Origin of the sequence: Janibacter cremeus (assembly GCF_013409205.1) — a bacterium.
GTDB lineage: Bacteria > Actinomycetota > Actinomycetes > Actinomycetales > Dermatophilaceae > Janibacter > Janibacter cremeus.
On sequence record NZ_JACCAE010000001.1, the window covers coordinates 2809149 to 2827589 of the forward strand.

17 protein-coding genes and 2 tRNA genes are annotated in these 18441 nt (G+C 68.7%); 12 read left to right on the forward strand and 7 right to left on the reverse strand.

The genetic code is table 11. The features are described 5' to 3' along the window. Position 1 precedes the first annotated feature (1 nt). The 3 genes from trmB to BJY20_RS13375 all read left to right on the forward strand — a co-directional run bounded on the left by trmB (position 2) and on the right by BJY20_RS13375 (position 4702). Positions 2-721: a tRNA (guanosine(46)-N7)-methyltransferase TrmB gene (gene trmB / locus BJY20_RS13365; RefSeq protein WP_185991989.1), complete on the forward strand. Its 720-nt coding sequence runs from the start codon at positions 2-4 to the stop codon at positions 719-721. Positions 722-888: 167 nt separating this feature from the next. Beyond that, positions 889-2352 (forward strand): cardiolipin synthase, encoded by a 1464-nt coding sequence (gene cls / locus BJY20_RS13370; protein ID WP_185991990.1) that lies wholly within the window; start codon positions 889-891, stop codon positions 2350-2352. Positions 2353-2653: 301 nt separating this feature from the next. Beyond that, the gene (locus BJY20_RS13375; protein ID WP_185991991.1) at positions 2654-4702 is read left to right on the forward strand and encodes a LuxR family transcriptional regulator; all 2049 of its coding nucleotides are present in this window, start codon (positions 2654-2656) and stop codon (positions 4700-4702) included. 6 nt (positions 4703-4708) lie between these two features. Here BJY20_RS13375 and BJY20_RS13380 read toward each other — a convergent pair whose 3' ends face one another. Both BJY20_RS13380 and BJY20_RS13385 read right to left on the reverse strand, forming a co-directional pair. Further along, entirely contained in the window at positions 4709-5023 is a 315-nt protein-coding gene (locus BJY20_RS13380; RefSeq protein ID WP_185991992.1) for a carboxymuconolactone decarboxylase family protein, read from the reverse strand. Positions 5024-5102: 79 nt separating this feature from the next. Next, on the reverse strand, positions 5103-6284 hold the full coding sequence (locus BJY20_RS13385; RefSeq protein WP_185991993.1) for an AI-2E family transporter: 1182 nt from the start codon (positions 6282-6284) through the stop codon (positions 5103-5105). A gap of 114 nt (positions 6285-6398) precedes the next feature. On the opposite strand from BJY20_RS13385, the gene BJY20_RS13390 reads away from it, so the two are divergent. The 4 genes from BJY20_RS13390 to BJY20_RS13405 are packed head-to-tail and all read left to right on the forward strand — an operon-like array spanning position 6399 to position 8560. Next, a complete protein-coding gene (locus tag BJY20_RS13390) occupies positions 6399-6923 on the forward strand; it encodes a hypothetical protein (RefSeq protein WP_185991994.1) in 525 nt (174 codons plus the stop codon). Next, positions 6923-7360, forward strand: coding sequence for a DUF6325 family protein (locus BJY20_RS13395; protein WP_185991995.1), 438 nt, complete (start codon positions 6923-6925; stop codon positions 7358-7360). Before BJY20_RS13390 ends, BJY20_RS13395 begins: the two co-directional genes overlap by 1 nt. 42 nt (positions 7361-7402) lie before the next feature. Next, positions 7403-7723: an SHOCT domain-containing protein gene (locus BJY20_RS13400; RefSeq protein ID WP_185991996.1), complete on the forward strand. Its 321-nt coding sequence runs from the start codon at positions 7403-7405 to the stop codon at positions 7721-7723. A 30-nt stretch (positions 7724-7753) separates the two neighbouring features. Further along, a complete protein-coding gene (locus BJY20_RS13405) occupies positions 7754-8560 on the forward strand; it encodes a bestrophin-like domain (RefSeq protein WP_185991997.1) in 807 nt (268 codons plus the stop codon). Positions 8561-8659: 99 nt separating this feature from the next. Here BJY20_RS13405 and BJY20_RS13410 read toward each other — a convergent pair whose 3' ends face one another. The 5 genes from BJY20_RS13410 to BJY20_RS13430 all read right to left on the reverse strand — a co-directional run bounded on the left by BJY20_RS13410 (position 8660) and on the right by BJY20_RS13430 (position 12859). Continuing rightward, the gene (locus BJY20_RS13410) at positions 8660-9229 is read right to left on the reverse strand and encodes an AMIN-like domain-containing (lipo)protein (RefSeq protein WP_246297158.1); all 570 of its coding nucleotides are present in this window, start codon (positions 9227-9229) and stop codon (positions 8660-8662) included. Between the two features lie 109 nt (positions 9230-9338). Beyond that, complete coding sequence (gene efeB, locus BJY20_RS13415; RefSeq protein WP_185991998.1) at positions 9339-10673, reverse strand: iron uptake transporter deferrochelatase/peroxidase subunit; 1335 nt, start codon at positions 10671-10673, stop codon at positions 9339-9341. Beyond that, positions 10670-11839 (reverse strand): iron uptake system protein EfeO, encoded by a 1170-nt coding sequence (efeO, locus tag BJY20_RS13420; protein ID WP_185991999.1) that lies wholly within the window; start codon positions 11837-11839, stop codon positions 10670-10672. The genes efeB and efeO overlap by 4 nt, the downstream gene beginning before the upstream one ends. A gap of 14 nt (positions 11840-11853) precedes the next feature. Then, positions 11854-12711, reverse strand: a complete 858-nt coding sequence (gene efeU, locus BJY20_RS13425) for an iron uptake transporter permease EfeU (RefSeq protein ID WP_185992000.1) — start codon at positions 12709-12711, stop codon at positions 11854-11856. Positions 12712-12785: 74 nt separating this feature from the next. Further along, positions 12786-12859: transfer RNA gene (locus BJY20_RS13430), tRNA-Gly, on the reverse strand. 90 nt (positions 12860-12949) lie between these two features. On the opposite strand from BJY20_RS13430, the gene BJY20_RS13435 reads away from it, so the two are divergent. The 5 genes from BJY20_RS13435 to BJY20_RS13455 all read left to right on the forward strand — a co-directional run bounded on the left by BJY20_RS13435 (position 12950) and on the right by BJY20_RS13455 (position 18440). Next, positions 12950-13026: transfer RNA gene (locus tag BJY20_RS13435), tRNA-Pro, on the forward strand. A gap of 50 nt (positions 13027-13076) precedes the next feature. Continuing rightward, on the forward strand, positions 13077-14900 hold the full coding sequence (locus BJY20_RS13440) for a cation:proton antiporter (RefSeq protein WP_343062901.1): 1824 nt from the start codon (positions 13077-13079) through the stop codon (positions 14898-14900). Positions 14901-15058: 158 nt separating this feature from the next. Next, a complete protein-coding gene (tig, locus tag BJY20_RS13445; RefSeq protein ID WP_185992613.1) occupies positions 15059-16402 on the forward strand; it encodes a trigger factor in 1344 nt (447 codons plus the stop codon). A 122-nt stretch (positions 16403-16524) separates the two neighbouring features. Continuing rightward, positions 16525-17727 carry an MFS transporter gene (locus BJY20_RS16540; protein ID WP_343062902.1) on the forward strand — a complete coding sequence of 401 codons (1203 nt, stop codon included), beginning with the start codon at positions 16525-16527 and terminating at the stop codon, positions 17725-17727. After that, positions 17724-18440: a PaaI family thioesterase gene (locus tag BJY20_RS13455; protein ID WP_185992001.1), complete on the forward strand. Its 717-nt coding sequence runs from the start codon at positions 17724-17726 to the stop codon at positions 18438-18440. The genes BJY20_RS16540 and BJY20_RS13455 overlap by 4 nt, the downstream gene beginning before the upstream one ends. Position 18441: the final 1 nt, after the last annotated feature.

Consider the following 18441-nt stretch of genomic DNA (forward strand, 5'->3'; position numbering starts at 1 on the left):
CGTGAGCACCTGCGAGCCCGACCCCCACAAGGCACCCCTGACGGACACCCCGCTGACGCAGGAGGGGCGCCACCGTGCCACCGTGCGCACGTTCACCCCCCGCTGGCGGATGTCCCAGCAGATCCAGGATCGGATGGACACGCTCCTGCCGCGCTTCGCGGTCCCGACGACGCCGCTCGACTCCGCCGAGGTCTTCGGTCGGGACGTGCCGGTCGTCCTCGAGATCGGTTCCGGGTACGGGGAGTCTGCGATCGCCTACGCACGCGAGCGGCCCGACCACGGGATCGTCGCCGCCGAGGTGCACGTACCCGGAGTCGCGCGGCTGATGGTCCGCGCCGAGGAGGAAGGTCTGGACAACGTCCGCGTGCACCGGGGGGATGCCATCGAGTACCTCGTGCAGTGCGTCGGCGCGGACCAGCTCGAGGCGGTGCACCTGTTCTTTCCGGACCCGTGGCCGAAGGCACGTCATGCCAAGCGGCGCTTCATCCAGCAGGACACCCTGGACATGCTGCTGCACCGACTGCGCCCCGGCGGCCACCTGCTCATCGCCACCGACCACGCCGCCTACGCCGACCACGTGCGCGGTCAGCTCGAGGAGCACGGCGATGTCGTGGTGGTCGAGGGGGAGCGCCCGACCTGGCGACCCAGTGCCGGGTTCGAGGAGAAGGGCAGGGGTGCCGGCCGGTCGATCCACGAATTCCGAGTCACCGGTCAGGACTGACCCGGCCCACCTGACACCGTCGTGCGGCACCGGGTCGTCCCTCATACCGACCGATTCACGCTCATTGGGGGACGCGGGGACGACTGGGTCGTGTGAGTCTGGATCGCCACGCACTCGGCCAACGCCAACGCACGGCGACCCATCCGGCTCCCACGAAGGCGATACCCATGTCACTGCTCTACGTCGCCTCTCTTGGCAGCGGGTTGCTGTTGCTGGACCTGGGGCTGCGGCTCCTCGCGTTGATATACGTACCGCCCAACCGACGCCCCACGGCGGCCATGGCCTGGCTCCTGGCGATCTTCTTCATCCCGGTGCTCGGGGGGTTGCTGTTCCTGCTCATCGGGAATCCCAAGTTGCCGCGTCATCGGCTGCACAAGCAGGAGGAGATGGACGACGTCATCGCCGAGCACGCCGCGCAGTCGCCCGAGCCGGACACCTCGCAGTGGCCGGAGTGGGTGGCCGGGGTGGTCCGGATGAACGAAGAGCACACCGCCATGCCCCTGCTGGCCGACAACCGGGGCTCACTCATCGGGGACTACGCCGAATCCTTGGACGCGATGGCCCAGGAGATCGCGGGTGCGCGAACCTACGTGCACGTCGAGTTCTACATCTTGTCGCTCGACGAGAGCACCTCCCCGTTCTTCGACGCGCTCGAAGCAGCCGTGGAGCGTGGTGTGACCGTTCGTGTGCTGTTGGACCACTGGGCCTCTTCGCACTGTCGCGACTACAAGGCGACGATCGCCCGTCTCGACGCCATGGGTGCGCAATGGCATCTCATGCTGCCCGTGCAGCCGCTCAAGGGCCGCTACCAGCGACTGGACCTGCGCAACCATCGCAAGTTGCTCGTGGTCGACGGACGCACTGCCTTCATCGGCTCCCAGAACCTCATCGACCGCACCTACAACAAGAAGGGGAACATCTCGCGCGGACTGAAGTGGCAGGACCTCATGACCCGGATCGAGGGCCCGGTCGTCGCGTCGGTCGATCTCGTGTTCGCGACCGACTGGTACATGGAGTCGGGCGAGCGCCTGCCCGCCACGGACCCGCCGTCGGTGACCGCCACGACCCCGGCGGGCGAGCTCCTCGAGTGCCAGCTGGTGCCCAGTGGCCCCGGATACCCCGTGGAGAACAACCTCCAGCTCTTCCTGAGCCTGCTCTACGCCGCCCGGGAGCGGGTGGCGGTCACGAGCCCGTACTTCGTCCCGGAGGAGTCCATGCTGCGCGGGATCATGGCCGCCATCGCACGCGGAGTCACCGTGGAGCTGTTCGTGTCCGAGATCGGGGACCAGGCCCTGGTCTGGCACGCGCAACGCTCGTACTACGCGTCGCTGCTCGACGCCGGCATGCGCATCTACCAGTACCCGGCGCCGTACATTCTGCACGCCAAGCACTTCAGCATCGATGACGACGTCGCGGTGATCGGGTCGAGCAACATGGACATGCGCTCGTTCGGCCTGAACTGCGAGGTTTCCCTCATGGTCAGGTCGCGGCACTACGTGGAGCAGATGCGACGGGTCGAGGACGAGTACCGCAGCATCAGCACCGAGCTGACCGCGCAGCAGTGGGCGATGGAACCGACCAGACGCACTGTGGTGGACGGCCTGGCCCGTCTGACCTCCGCGTTGCAGTGACCCTGCATGGACGAGCGACTGGTCAGCCGCGTCGTCCTGCTATACCCCGAACCACGGCCGTGATGGTAGGAAGGGCAGGACACGGTTGTCGGTCGGGGGGGGGAAGAACGCCATGACGAAGTCCCACGGGGTCTCGCCCCTACTAGCGGTGAGTCCGGCGTCCGTCTCTCTGGAAGGCAAGGTCATCGTGAACCGGCCGAGCCGGGGGACGGTGACCAGGCGTCCGCTCATCGAAGCGGCGCAGCGAAGCAGTGGGCGCGTCGTCACGGTGACTGCGCCAGCGGGGTACGGGAAGTCCACCATGGCTGCCGAGTGGGCCCACCTGGAGAACCGTCGTGTCGCGTGGGCATCACTCGACCGATTCGATGACGAGGCCGGTGCGCTGCTGACGGTCCTGGCGATGGCCTGCAGGTCCATCACCCCACGGGCAGCGGACATCGTGCCGAAGATGCGGGGGACCGAGGTCGCCGTTCTCGGCGGGGCCGCGCCCCTGCTCGCGGCCGTGATACGCGAAGCCCCGGAACCTTTCGTGTTGTTCATCGACGACCTGCACGCCGTGGGCTCGGATGAGTGCCAGGACGCTCTGGAGGTCGCCCTCGCCGACGTACCCGAGGGCTCACAGCTCGTCCTGACGAGTCGGTACGAGCAGACCTTTGTCACGCGGCGCCGGCTGCGTGCGGACATGCTCGAGATCGGTGCCGACGACCTTCGACTCGATGCCGACGGTGCTCGGCAGATCTTCAGCGACAGCGGGGTCGTCGTGTCCGACGAAGACGTCACCGCAGCGGTTGCTCGCTCCGAAGGGTGGCCGGCCGGACTCTTCCTCTACGCATTGACCGTCCGCGCCGGAGGAGATGCGCAGTCGCTCTTCGGCGATGAGCGCGCCATCTCCGACTACCTCCACCTCGAGGCTTTCGCCCGCCTACCGGAAGATCTGAAGAGCTTCTTGCGGCGCACCGCAATTCTTGAGGAGTTGTCCGCTCCCTTGTGCGACGCGGTGGTGGGGATCTCCAACTCGTCCGCACACCTGCGACGTGTCGAGGAGCTCAACCTCTTCCTCGTTCCCCTTGACCGCCGCCGACTCCGGTTTCGCTACCACTCATTGTTCCGTGACTTCCTGGTCGCACAACTCAACCGTGATGAGGGCGAGATCGTCGGCGAGTTGCACGTGCGGGCCGCCACGTGGTTCGAAGAGCACGGTCGCCCCCAAGCGGCTGTTGATCACCTACTAGCGGCCGGGGAGCCGACCCGTGCGGCGAGACTCATCGCGGCCACGGCGGTGCCTGCCTATGCGCGGGGGGACTTCGCGGTGATCATCGGGTGGCTCTCACGAATCGAGGACGCGGTGATCCAGGCGTCGCCGGATCTGCTCGTTGTCGCGACGTGGACCGCGCTCCTGCAGGGGAAGTCGCCGAGCTCGGAACGGTGGGCTGCCGTGCTCGAGGACATCGACGAGGACACGCTGCCCGAGCGGCGCCGAGCCGAGTTCGCGTCGACCCGTGCGCTGGTGCGTGCCGTGATGTGCCTGCACGGTCCCCGTATGGCGTACGAAGACGCGGCGCTCGCTGCGGCGTACGAGCCGGAGTGGAGTCCATGGCGGGCCACCGCCCTGTACGCACTCGGGTCGACGGCCCTGCTCGTCGGCGACAGGGACGCGGCGGCAGACGCGTTCTCCCGGTCGTCGGCGTGCGCGCTCGAGGTCGGATCGTCGACGTCTGTCATGTTGAGCGAAGCCGAGCTGGCGCTCTTGGCCATGGAGGACGGGGGGTGGTCGCAGGCGGAGGCACGAGTGGACGCGGCCGTCCGGATGATCGAGGAGCACCACCTGGAGGGCTATGCCCTGTCGGCCTTCGTCTACGCGGTCGCTGCCCGGGTCGCACAGCACCGGGAGGACACGTCGACGGCGCAGGGTCATCTGTCCCGAGCGATGCGCGCCCGTGTCGACTGCACTCATGTGCTGCCCTTCCTGGCGATCCGCGTCCATCTGCAGCTCGCCAAGGCCTTCGTCAACGACGGCAACCGCACGGCTGCGGTGCACGTCCTCCGCGAGATCGACGAGATCCTCGTCAGACGCCCCGCGATGGGAGCCCTCGTCGAGGACATCGACCGATTCCGCAGAACGCTCGTGGACACGGTGGAGCGGGTGGCGACTGTCCCCCTCACCCCGGCGGAGCTGAGGCTGCTGCCCTACCTGCAGACGCATCTGACGCTCGCCGGCATCGGCCAACGCCTCTTCATCTCGCGCAACACCGTGAGCTCGGAGGTGGGATCCATCTACCGAAAGCTGGGCGTCACCACCCGGGGTGCCGCGGTCGACCGTGCCCTCGAAATCGGCCTGCTCGGACACTGACGTAGGTCAGCTCAACCCCGGGAGCTGGAGCAGGTCCACGTCCTCGCCCAAGGCCAGGGCCACCTTCGGTGCGGCCGCCACGACCCTGGGGCGACCCACGACCGGCAGCAGTGCGTCGAGGACGCCGAGGATCTCTGCCTCGGTCGCCCCCGCACCCACAGCCGTATCGATCTCGACCCGGATCGAGGGGACCCCGGCCAGGACTGCGACGAGAGCGCCCAAGCGTACGAGCGAACGTGTCTTGGGATCGATCGCCCCGAGCGGAGTCAGCTCGTCGTGGTTGTCGAGGGCGAGGTGTCGAAGTTGCTCTGCGTGGTCCATGGGCCCTCTGCTCCTTCGGTGGCTGGCCACCAGTCAACGCCGTGCCGTGCCTGCGCGCATCATGCAGGTGGGATGAGTGTCAGGCGGGTTCGGGCTCGGGCTCGGGGTCTGGCTCGTCGGGTGCGAGCGGGTGGTCGAGCTCCGGCTCGAGCTGGCCGCTGACGAGTGGTAGGAGCCATCGGCTCGCGGGGTCCGCCTCGACGACCACCGCTCGGAGCAGCAAGCTCATCGGCACCGCGAGGATGGCCCCGAGCGGTCCGAGGATGAAGGTCCAGAAGACAAGGGAGAGGAAGGTCAACGTCGTCGACAGGCCGACTGAGTTGCCGATGTACCGCGGTTGGATGATCGACTGGATGACGAAGTTGATCACGCTGTAGACGATGATGACCGCGATCATCAGGCTCGGTCCTCCGTCAAGCAGTGCGATGAGCGCCGGGGGGACCACCCCGATGACGAAACCGATGTTGGGGATGAAGTTGGTGACGAACGCGAGTACACCCCACACGAAGGCGCCGGGCACCCCCATGATCCACAGGGCGCCGGTGTCGATCACTGCGACGATGAGCCCGAAGACGGCCGACACGCTCAGGTAGGCCCGCGTCCCCCGAGCGAAGGAGGACATCGCCTCGACGGCATTGGGCCGAAAACGCGCGGCGTGTGTCATGAGCCGTTCGGTCTGCGCGCCGTCGAAGGCGAGGAAGAGCAGCAGAACCACGATGAAGAAGAAGTTGGACAGCACGCCCAGCAGCGCGCCGAGTACCGAGGCCGCAGCCGATGCCACGCGTGCGGTGTTCACGGAGTCCTTCATCGTCTCCAACTGGCTCTGCGAGATCCCCCACGAGTGGAGGGTGGTTCCGATGATTGCCAGTTCCTCGTTGAGTTGAGTTTGGTATTGCGGCAACAGTTGCGCCATGCGAGCGAATGAGACCAGGAGCATCAGCCCGAGGACGATGAGCAGGAGGTAGACGCCGACGAGGACGCTCACTGATGCCAACCATCCCGGCACGTGCCGGGACAGGCGTTTGCGCAGTGGGTGAAAGACGATCGTCAACGCGAGCGCGAGCATCAACGGTCCGACGATGTCGCTGGCGGCCTTGATCGTCACAGCGAGGAATGCGATCGCCGCGGCGCCGAGCAGGAGCCTCAGCGTCCTCGTGCTGGTCACGTCCTGGAGCACCCCCGAGGGTGTGCTGTCGAGTGCTCGACTCTCCGATGCGGCGACCTGCGGGACCACTGCTGCTGACGCGCCATCGCTGTCCATCGACACAGCCCACCACGTGCGCTGCGGCTGCACGTCACCCACATAGCATGACTCCCGCAGTCGCGGTGGGGCGGAGAATGAGGATGACTCGATCACCGCGGCGGAAGGCACCTGATGATCTGGACGCTGCTGTTGATGCTGGGTGTCCCGCTGTGGCTGTGCGTCATGGGGATCTCCGTCTTCATCTTGCGAAACCGCAAGTTGCGCAAGCGCGAGGGGGACATCCCGGCACGCATCTGTCTGCCCGGCCACCATCGCTGGATGCGCGGGCACGCCGTGTGGGTCTCCGACGTTCTCGCCTGGCGTGGGAGCCCAGCAGCGTGGCGCGACGAGCACTTCCACGTCGTCGCGACCCTCGTTCGGGCCGCTGCCGATGACGAGCGGAGGGCACTGCACTGGTTGGGCGACGACCCTGCGGTCGCCGACTTGGGTACTGCGGACGGGCGCTCGCTGCGCATCGCGACGCGGACCGAGCATCGCCCAGCGCTCTGGGGGCCGTTCTGTGCATCCCGAGGAGCCGACGGTGTGTCTGGTCCCCATGAGAGTCCGACGCCGCGATCACCCATCTCGCATGATGCGGCCGGCGATTCGCAGTGCGACGCTCGATCCTCAGCCGCCCACGACACCAGGAGCGCTTGATGACGCACGGAACAGCCCTCGGGCCCCTCGACTTCTTTCTCATCGAATTTCCCGAGCACGCCACCACGAGCCCTGTGGCCACGGAGTTGGCCGCTGTGCTCGACCGCGGGCTCATTCGGTTGTTCGACGTGGCCGCCGTGCGCAAGGACGACACCGGACGAGCGACACGGGTGGGCGTCAGCGACGCGGCCCCGGGGCTCGACGGTTTCGAGGCCTTCGCGGGCGCCGAGAGTGGTCTCTTCGACTCCTCGGACCTGGACCAGGCAGGCGAGGCCCTCGAGCCCGGGATGACCGGATTGCTCATCGCCATCGAGAACACGTGGGCCAGCGGGTTCGTGGCCGCCGTCGATGCCGCGGGTGGACGGGTGGCGGCGAGCGAGCGCATCCCGGCCCAGCTACTCCTGGATGCCTTGGACGCCGCTGAGTCCGAGCACTGACAGCCTCACCGATCAACGCCATCACCAACCCAGGAGGACACCATGCCGGGACTACTTCGAGGCGTTGCACGCACGGCGGTCATCGCCGGTACCGCGTCGGCCGCGAGTGGACGCGTGCAACGACGACAGGCGGCACGCTTCGCCGCCCAGGACGCACAGGCCTCCCCTCCGGCGGCCGAGCCACGGGTATACGCCCCAGCCGCCGCCCCTCCACCAGTGAGTCCACCTGCGCCGGTAGCGGAGGCAGGGGGGAGTGGAGACGCGATCATCGACCGGCTCACTGAGCTGGCCAATCTGAAGGCTCAGGGGATTCTCACCGACGAGGAGTTCGCCGCGCAGAAGGCGCGGATCCTTGCCTCGTGAGGAGTCGGCCAGAGAGGAGGGGCAGCGGCCATGAGCAGCCCCGAAGGAAATGCAGTGCTTCTCGTCGTCGCCTTCCTCGTGGCCTTCGCGCTGTGTGTGGGGGCCCGCAAGCTCGTCGGGGACCGAGAGGTCCACGTCAACTCGTGGGCATCGACCCTGTCGTACATCGCGACCGCCTATGGCGTCGTCGTCGGCTTCTCGATCCTCTTCCTCTTCGGCCAGTTCGCCGACGCGCGGCAGGCGGTCGGCGCCGAGGCGACGTCGATCGGGACGGCCTACAACCAGGCTGAGCTCTTCCCCGGCTCGCGGCCCGCGGTCCAGCGCGCGCTGATCTGCTACGCCCGCTCGGTGCCGACCCACGACTGGCCGGCACTTGCGGAGCACACCGGCGGGTCCCCCGAGGTCGACGCGACGTACCTCGACCTCGTCCTCTCGCTCGGCGAGCGGGACGAGCCGGCGACAGGCGCCCTGCATGCCGCGTCGGCGACGAACCTGGCCTCGCAGATCGGCAGTATTTCCACCGCCCGAGAGATCCGCATCGTGGCTGCGGAGACGCGAATGCCCCCGATGCTCTGGGCGCTGCTCGTCGGCGGCGGTGTGTTCGTCGTCATGCTGATCTTCGCCGTGACCCTGCCTGCACGACGCAACACGCAGGCGCTGCTGGTGTCGATGTCGAGCGTCTTCACGGTCGTCCTGCTGCTCATCGTCGTGTCCCTGGCGAATCCCTTCGGAACCGGAGGTGGACGGGTGACGCCCCGCCTCATCGAGGAGACGGCCACAGCGATGACCGGGTCCGCGTCACCCGCCGTCGGTGCGGTGTGTGCGTCGGACCAGTGATCCCAAGACGCCGGCCGGTCGATCCACGTGCGAAGGCTCACCACGAACGGGCGACCGACCCCCGCGCAGCTGACCGACCGGCGGCCGGGATCACCACCGTCACCAGCGGTGCGCGACGTCGATGACCAGACGGGCGCCGTCACCGGGACCGTCGAGCACGAACGTGCGGAACGGCAGTCGTGCCCGCACCCCCAGCCCGATGGTCGTGTGCCCCTCGAAGCTGCCCGCCCATGCCACCTGACGGAAGGTCCGGTAGTTCGTAACGTCCACCAGGTTGCGCGGGTGGGACGGCTGGTAGGTCGGGACGCCGTGGTTGGTGTGGGCCGGTGCTCTCAGGACGACCTGCAGGTCAGCACCTCCCCGCAACGGGACCCGGGCACCGCTGCCATCGGCGCGGACCGAGTTGACGTAGCGAACGCTGTACCCGAGGGTGCCCGGGACGTCGTCGACGTCGAGGACGAGCCGATCGAAGCACGCGTGCCGACCGGAACGCACGTCGGTCAGCGTGCCGGTCGTCTGGGTCGGGGCCGATGTGGCGGTCGACCCCCACCAGATCCCGCAGTAGGGCCCGGAGGTGCTGGCTGGTGCGGCCGCCGGTACGGCGGCGACGGTGGCAGCGGCGGCCACGGCCGCGATGCCCAGACGAGTGAACTGACGACGAGTACCCATGATCTCTTCCCCTTCGGCCGGGGGCGCGGTGCCCCGCGGAGCGACGTGTGAACCACGTCATGTGGAACCAGACGCGCGAGGGGGGATGTGGGTTGCCTCTCGCGTCGGATCAGGTGAAGAGTGCCTGCCCGATGTACTCGCCCTTCCGAGCGCCCGGGGGAATGGCGAACAGCGCCGACCCGGTGAACTTCAGGTACTCCATCATCGCGTCGCTCTTGGCCATCGCGTTCTGCATCGGGATGAACTGCCGGTCCGGGTCGCGCACGTAGGCGAGGAAGAACAGACCGGCGTCCAGATCGCCCAGCGCGCTCGACCCGTCGACGAAGTTGTAGCCCCGCCGCAGAATCCGTGCGCCGCCGTTGTGGGACGGGTGCACCAGCCGCACGTGGGAGTCCTGGGGCATGACCGGCCCGGTGGATCCCTCCATGTCGAAGTCGGGTTGGCTGTGCTCCTTGCCTCCGGACAGTGGTGCGCCGCCGCCCTTGGTCCGTCCGATGAACTCCTCCTGGGCGCCCAGGGGCTGACGGTCCCAGGTCTCGATGCGCATGTTGATCCGGCGCACCGCGAGGTACGACCCGCCGGCCAGCCAGTCGGCGCCGGGGTCGTCCTCGGGAGAGACCCACACGTGCTCGTCGAGCTCCGCATCCTCGTCGGCGGTGATGTTCATGGTTCCGTCCTTGAACCCGAAGAGGTTGCGGGGCGTTTCCTCGCCGGTGGTCGTGCTCGAGGTCTTGCCGAAGCCGAGCTGGGACCAGCGCATCCGGACCGTGCCGAAGCCGATTCTGGCGAGGTTGCGGATGGCGTGCACGGCCACCTGCGGATCATCGGCACACGCCTGGACGCACAGGTCACCGTTGCTGCGCTCGGGATCGAGGGCATCCTCGGGGAAGTGCGGCAGTGGCGCGAGCATCGTTGGGCGGCGACCGGCCAGATCGAAGCGGTCCACGCCCTCCTCGTCGGTGAACAGGCTCGGACCGAAACCGAAGGTCAGGGTCAGGCGGGAGGGGGGCAGCCCGATCGCCTCACCGGTGTCGTCCGGAGGCATCCGGTAGTCACCGGAGGTGGGGCCGACCGGCCCCGCGGAGTCACCGTGCATGAGCCGCTCCGCGGCCTTGGTCCATTCCCTCAGCATCTCGATCAGCTCGTCGCGGGACGCGGTGGTCACATCGAAGGCGGCGAAGTGCAGCCGGTCCTGCACCGGGGTCGAGATCCCCGGCTGGTGGGTGCCGTAGAGGTCGAAGACCGTCGGGTGGCCCTCGTCGCTGTCATCCGCGACCGCCTGCCCTGCGGCGAAGCCACCGGCCAGGCCCACGGCCCCGAGCAGTCCACTGCCCCCGAGGAGCGCAGCGCGACGGGAGGGCCGGTGGCCCGTGTCCTTGGCCTCGCCGGCCTCACTGGCCTCACTGGCCTCGTCGGGCTCGTCAGGAGATCTGCGGCGCCTCACAGGATCGCTCCCGTCAGCTTCGACAGCGGCTCGGACAGGGCGCTGACGTCATCGGCGAGTGCCTGCACGTCGGAGTCGGACAGCTCGGTGTAGAAGACGAAACCGTCCTTGCCCGTGCGGTGCCGGTCCAGTTCCTTCTGGAGTGCCTCGAAGCGCCTGTCCAGCTCGGTGGCCAGCTGCTCGTCCTTGGCCTGGAGAACGGGTCGCACACCTTCGTAGGCCACGCGGGCCCCGTCGACATTCGCCTGGAAGTCCCACAGGTCGGTGTGGGACCAGATCTCCTCCTCGCCGGTGATCTTGCCCATGGCAACCTCCTCGAGGAGACCGATCGACCCGTTGGAGATCTGGTCGATGGTGAAGGTCATGTCCTGCAGGCGCGTGTCCAGCGTCGTGGTGGTCTCCAGCAGATCATCGGCGACGGTGGCGCGCTCCGCATCGGTCAGCGGGGTGTAGTCCTGCGCGTCCTGCGGCCACAGGTCCTTCTCGATGCGGTGCCAGCCGGTCCACTTCTGGCCCTCCTCGAGGTCGGCCTCACGGGCGTCCAGCTTCGGGTCGATGTCACCGAAGGACTCGGCGACCGTCTCGATGCGCTCCCAGTGGACACGTGCCCGCGGGTACAGGTCCCTGGCCTCGTCGTCCGTGCCGGCCTTGTACAGCTCGACGAACTCCTGTGTCGTGGTCAGCAGCTGATCGGACTGGTCCTTCACGTAGGTGGCGTAGTTGGCCTCGGCCTGCGTGACGGTGGCTTCGTCGGCCACCGGGACCTCGCCCTCCTCGGACTTCGCGACGGTGAAGTCCGCGCGGATGCCCTCGCCCTTCATGCCCGGCTTGCATGCTGTCGTGTAGGCACCGGCAGGCACGTTGACCACGAGTTCGCGGGAGAGCTGCGGGCCGATGTTCTCGACCTCACCCAGGATGCGCAGGCCGTCCTCACCGAGGAGGTAGAACTCCGTGACCTGCGAGCCCTCGTTGGTCACGTCGAAGGTCAACGTGCCGGCCGGCACCTGGGTGGAGGAGACGTCGCAGGCGTCCTGCGTGGAGGTGACGGAGATGGCCCGGTCGTCTCCCCCTTCGTCCTGCGCGGGCGCTGAGTTGCTGGTGCAGGCGGCCAGGGTGGGGATGAGCAGGGCAACGGAGGCACCGGTGGCGAGGTGTCGCAGGTTCATCGGTCGGGTTCCTTCTAGGCAGTGGTGACGGGGGTGGCGTGCGAAGGGCGGGGTGTCCGCCGGCGGGCACCGAGGACGAAGAGGGTCAGGACGGGGACGACGTAGGCCACCCAGCCGATGGCCTGCAGGACCGTGGTTCTCGGGGTGAAGTTGAAGATCCCCTTCAGCAGCGTGGCGTACCAGGTGTTCGGGTCGATGATGTGGGAGACGTCGAAGGCGAGGGTGTTCAGTCCGGGCAGGAAGTGCGCCTCCTGCAGGTCGTGGATGCCGTAGGCGAGGACGCCGGCTGCGACGAAGATGAGGAAGGCCCCGGTCCAGGTGAAGAAGGTGGACAGGTTGATCGAGATCGCGCCGCGGTAGATCAGCCAGCCGAGCAGGACTGCGGTGGCGATGCCGAGTGCGGCTCCGACGAGGGGTGTCCAGGTGGAGCCGCCGTCGCTGCTGACCGCGCGGGAGGTGGCCCACAGGAAGAGCGCGGTCTCCAGGCCCTCCCGTCCCACGGCGAGGACGGCGACGACGACGAGCCCCCAGGCGTGCTGGCCTCCGGCGGCCTCGTCGATGCGGCCGCGCAGCTCCCCTGCGAGCCCGCGGGCGGTGCGGGCCATCCAGAAGATCATCCACGTGACGAAGCCGACGGCGATGATCGACAGGCTGCCGCCGATCAGCTCCTGGGCCTCGAAGGTCAGGCCGCGAGGACCGAAGGTCAACAGCGCCCCGAAGGCGAGACTGATCAGCACTGCCAGCGCGACCCCGGTCCAGATCCGCGACAGGAGGTGCCGCCGCTCGGACTTGACCAGGTAGGCGATGAGGATGCTGACGACGAGGGCGGCCTCGAGGCCCTCGCGCAGTCCGATCAGGTAGTTGGCAAGCACGGGGAGGACTGTACTCCTACTTTGGAGAGCCTCACCTAAGCGACCGTGTCCTGTCGCAGATCGCCGCGGACAGATGGAGCGGGTGACGGGAATCGAACCCGCGTAGCCAGTTTGGAAGACTGGGGCTCTACCATTGAGCTACACCCGCGCGCCCTCCGTGAGTCGGCCTGGGGCGCAACGGCCGGAGCGGCAGGGGTTAGCCTAGTGCCCGCACACGGCCCGAGCGCAATCGGGTCAACGGGGTATGGCGCAGTTTGGTAGCGCGTCCGCTTTGGGAGCGGAAGGCCGTCGGTTCGAATCCGGCTACCCCGACCACGGTGGCCATCATTTGGTGCGCGCCACTGCCGGGATGGCAGTCTGTCGCCGTGATCACCGACCCGGCGAGCTACCTCGCGCTCGTGACCGCACTGGCGGTGGCCTGCCAGGTCATCGCGTGGGCCGTGCGAATCCCCTCGATCCTCATCCTCCTCCTCGTCGGCTTCGGCCTCGGCCAGGTGGTCACCCCCGACGCGGTGCTCGGCAGGGACGTCCTCTTCGGCGGCGTCAGCCTGGCCGTCGGGGTGATCCTCTTCGAGGGCAGCCTGTCGCTGAGGTTCAAGGACATCGCCGATCTTGGGCGCAGCACGGTGCGGCTGTGCACCGTCACGGTCCTGGTGGCCTGGACACTGATCACCCTGACGGGGTGGCTGCTCGGATTCCCCATCGAGCTCGCGCTGCTCGTCGGGGCCGTCCTCGTCGTGACCGGACCGACCGTCATCGGGCCGATCCTGCGTCAGCTGCGCCCGACCCGGCGGATCGCAGCCCTCCTGCGTTGGGAGGGCATCGTCGTTGATCCGATCGGCGCGATCCTCGCGGTCCTCGTCTTCCAGGCCGTGCTCGCCGGCGCCTCCGCCGACCCCGTCAGTGCGGTCCTGACCTCCCTCGGGACGACCATCGTCACGGCCGTGGTCATCGCCCTCGTCCTGGGTGCACTGCTCGAGTTCGCCATCAAGCGCCACCTCGTGCCCGACTTCCTCCACGGCGCGGTCTTCCTCTCCGCCGCAGTGGGGTCGTTGGCCCTCTCCAACGCCATCGCGTCGGAGAGCGGGCTGCTCACGGTGACGATCCTGGGCGTCTACCTCGCCAACCGGCCCAACCTCCACCTCGAGCACGTCGCCCAGTTCCAGGAGCACCTGCAGGTGCTCTTCGTCGGGATCCTCTTCATCGTCCTCGCCGGCCGGGTCGCGCCCGACGCGGTCCTCCAGGTCGCGCCCGTCGCGGGGATCTTCGTCCTGGCGCTCGTGCTCGTCGTGCGCCCCGTGAGCATCCTCCTGGGGCTCCTGGGGACCGGCTCGACGAAGGAGGAGCGGCGCCTGCTTGCCTTCATGGCGCCGCGAGGCATCGTCGCCGCCGCGGTGACGAGCGTCTTCGCGCTCGAGCTCACCCACGCGGCGGATCGCGTGTCCGACCCCGAGCACGCGGCCCGGCTGAGTCAGCTCGGGGAGCAGGCCGGCCAGATGGTGCCGCTGGTCTTCCTCGTCATCGTCGCCACGGTCGCCATCTACGGACTCGGCGTCGGACGGCTCGCGGAGCGTCTCGGCCTGGCGACGACCTCGCCCCAGGGGGTCATCCTCGCCGGGGGTGACGAGTGGATCGTGCGGGTGGCCAAGGCACTCGGTGAGGAGGGTGTCGACGTCGTCATGGTCACCGTCTACCGCGCGGCGCTCCACCGGGCCCGGATGGCCGGGGTGCGGGTCGAGATGGCCAACCTGCTCAGCGACTACGTCGTGCGCGACATGGACATGGCGGGCCTGAAGACCTTCGTCGCGGCCACCGACCAGGACGAACGCAACACCATCGCCGCCCGCGAGTTCTCCCACGTGCTCGGCCGGGCGCACGTCTTCCAGCTGGCCCCCGCGGCCCTCGAGCACGTCGGTGCCGACCGCACGGAGACGGCCTCCCACCTGACCGCACGCACCCCCTTCGCACCCGTCCTGGAGTACAAGGAGCTCACCGACCGGGCGAAGGGCATGGACGTGCGCCGCACCTCACTGACGGCGAAGTACACCTACAAGCACTTCCAGAAGATGTACGACGGCAAGGCCATCGCCCTGTTCACCGTGCGCGGTGACGAGGTCGGCGTCGTCACCGAGAAGTCGTCGATCGAGGGCGAGCTCACCCTCATCTCGCTGGTGCCGCGCCAGGACTGAGTGCCGGCGCATTCGGTCTGTGGGAGTCCAGCCGATACAGTGGTTGCTCGTGTCCCGGACAGCCGGGACGGTGCGTGCGCGCCCAAGGGTCGATAGTCCGACCGGAAGGCCAGCGCCCCAACCCCCGTCGTCGTCAAAGATCGTGTGGAGTGCCTGCAGTGAAGAGTGCCGTCGAGAACCTCAGCCCGACCCGGGTCAAGCTGACCGTCGAGGTCCCGAGCGAGGAGCTCCAGCCGCACGTCGACGCGGCCCTGAAGTCCATCGGTGACCAGATCCAGGTTCCCGGATTCCGCAAGGGCAAGGTGCCCGCGCGGATCATCGAGCAGCGCGTCGGCAAGGGCGCGGTCATCCAGGAGGCAGTCAACGAGGCCCTCCCGGAGTTCTTCGGCAAGGCCGTCGACGAGACCGAGATCGACCCGATCGGCCAGCCCGAGGTGGACATCACCGAGGTGCCGATGACCGACGAGGAGAACCTGAAGTTCACCGTCGAGGTCGACGTTCGCCCGGAGGTCGTCCTCCCGGACTACGACGGCCTGCAGATCCAGGTGGACAACCTCGAGGTCACCGACGCCGACGTCCAGGAGAAGCTCACCGAGCTGCGTGAGCGCTTCGGCACCCTCGTGGGCGTCGACCGCACCGCCGAGAACGGCGACTTCGTCTCCATCGACCTCAGGGCCGAAGCCGCTGGCGAGGAGGTCGACTCCGTCGAGGGCGTCTCCTACGAGGTCGGCTCCGGCAACATGCTCGAGGGCATCGACGAGGCGCTGCTGGGCATGAGCAAGGGGGAGACCAAGAACTTCTCCGCCCCGCTCGCCGGTGGCGACCAGGCCGGGACCGTCGCCGACTGCACCGTGACCGTCCAGTCGGTCAAGGTCCGCGAGCTGCCCGAGGTCGACGACGAGTTCGCCCAGATGGCCAGCGAGTTCGACACCGCCGCCGAGCTGCGTGAGGACGTCGCGAAGCAGGCCGAGCAGGCGAAGAAGTTCGAGCAGGGCATCCAGGCCCGGGACAAGGTCCTCGAGCACCTCCTGGAGAACACCGACATCGCCATCCCCGAGGGCATCGTCGAGACCGAGGTGCACAACCACCTCGAGCAGGAGAGCCGCCTCGAGGACGACGAGCACCGTGCCGAGGTCGACGAGCAGACCCGCAAGGCGCTGAAGACCCAGTTCCTCCTCGACGCCATCGGCAAGGCCGAGGAGGTCGAGGTCGGTCAGCCCGAGCTCATCGAGTACCTGATGATGCAGGCCCAGCAGTACGGCATGGAGCCCAACCAGTTCGCCCAGATGCTCGACCAGCAGGGCCAGGTCGAGGGCATGGTCGGTGAGGTCGCCCGCCGCAAGGCCCTGGCCGCTGCGCTCGACAAGGCCACGATCGTCGACGCCGACGGCAACGCGGTCGACCTCGAGGAGATCACCCCCGGTGGGGACGACGGTGCGGACGAGGTCGTCGAGGACGAGTCCGCCGAGGCGTCCGAGACCACTGAGGACGAGCAGGCCTGACCGCTCCCACCCCACGACGAAGGGGGTCATCGCCCACGGGTGGTGACCCCCCTTCGTGGTTCGGGCCCGGGGGCCCTCACGCCTCAGGACACCGCCTTCGTCGTGCCCGCAACGCGGTTTTCGTGACCTTCGCGGTCAACGGTTTCGGCTTCGCCTCGTGGGCATCGCGCATCCCCGACATCAAGTCCGACCTCGCGCTCACCCCGGGGGAGCTCGGCCGCACGTTGCTCGCCGGTGCGCTCGGGTCCGTGCTCGCGCTGCCGATGGCCGGCCGGATCATCACCGCCCTGGGCGCTGCCCGCACGACGATCATCGGCATCCTCGTCGCTGCCCTCGGCCTCGTGGGCCTCGGCGCCGGACTCGACCTCGCCGGGCGGGCCGGGGCAACTGCTCTGGGACTCCTCGTCTTCGCCATCGGGGTCTCGCTGTGGGACGTGGCGATGAACCACGAGGGCGCCGCCGTCGAGCAGCGTCTCGGCCGGACCGTCATGCCGCTCTTCCACGCCTGCTTCTCGGGCGGGACGGTCCTGGGTGCCCTCGTCGCGACGGTGCTGGTGGCCCTGCACGTGCCCGTCCTAGTACACCTCGCCGGTGCCGGGCTCCTCGTCCTGATGCTGGGGCTGCCCACGGCGCGCGCCTTCCTGGCCACCGGGGACCAGCCGACCGGCGAGGCGAGGGCCACCGCCGTGTGGGGGAGTGCCTGGCTCGAGCCACGCACCCTGGTCATCGGCCTGGTCGTCCTGGTGGCCGCGCTCACCGAGGGCACGGCCAACGACTGGATCGCCGTCGCCGTCACCGACGGCCATCAGCAGCAGGGCTGGGTCGGTGTCCTGGCCTTCGCCACCTTCCTCGGCGCCATGACCTGCGGGCGCCTGGCCGGAGTGATACTCCTCGACCGCTTCGGTCGGGTGCCGGTACTCCGCGGGCTCTTCGCCCTCGCCGGTGTCGGCTCCCTCCTCGTCGTCCTCGGGTCGACCCCGTTCGCCTTCGCCGGGATCGTGCTCTGGGGGGTCGGAGCCAGCCTCGGCTTCCCGGTGGGCATGAGCGCGGCCGCGGACGACCCGGCGCGTGCGGCCGCCCGGTTGTCGGTCGTCTCCACGATCGGGTATCTCGCCTTCATCGTCGGGCCGCCCCTGCTCGGCCTGCTGGGGGACCACGTGGGCGTGCTGCGTTCCCTGCTGGTCGTGGGTCTGCTGTCCCTGCCGGCTCTCGTCGCGGTGGCCGCCGTGCGCGAGCGGTCGTTCGCCCACGCCGTGGCCGTTGCCTCCGCGCCCTCGTCGTTGCACACTCGTTCAGTACCCGCCCACCAGGAGGACCACCCATGACCGACGGCGTCTTCGCCTCTCCCGCCACCGTCGAGGACCCGGACGCGCTCGCGGCCACCGAGCAGGCCCAGGGTGACCTCGCCGTGAGCCTTCGGGAGATGGTCGATGCGTGCGTGCGCACGCGTGTCGATGACGACACGCTGACGGCCGTCGCGCAGGAGGTCCGGACGCTGACGCAGCGGCTTCTCGTACGGGCCCAGAGCGAACCTCTCGGTCTCGAGACCACGAGTGGGGGGCGTTTGCGTGATCACGGCAACCCGATGGCCGGCATGCGCAACCCCATCGCTCCACCCCTGGCGGTCACGGGCGACACGGAGGGCACGATGAGCGCCACCTTCTGCCTGGGTGCCGGCTACGAGGGCCCCCCGGGGTGCGTCCACGGAGGGATGATTGCGGCCGTCCTCGACCAGGTCGTCGGTTCGGCGCCGGCGAGGGTCGGGCGCCCGGGGTTGACCGCCTACCTCAACACCACCTACCGACGTCCGACGTTGCTCGGGATCGAGCACGTCGCCCGCGCCTGGGTCGAGGAGGTGGACGGATGGAAGGTGCGTGCCCGCGGCGACATCCGCGATCCGCAGGGTCGGGTCACGGCTGAGGCCGACGCGCTCTTCGTGGTGCCGCGGTGGGCCCGTGAGCACCTTGGTACGCCGACCGGGGACGCTGGCGGGGTCGATCCGGGGGACACGGCAGCGCACGACGTCGCCACGTCGTAGC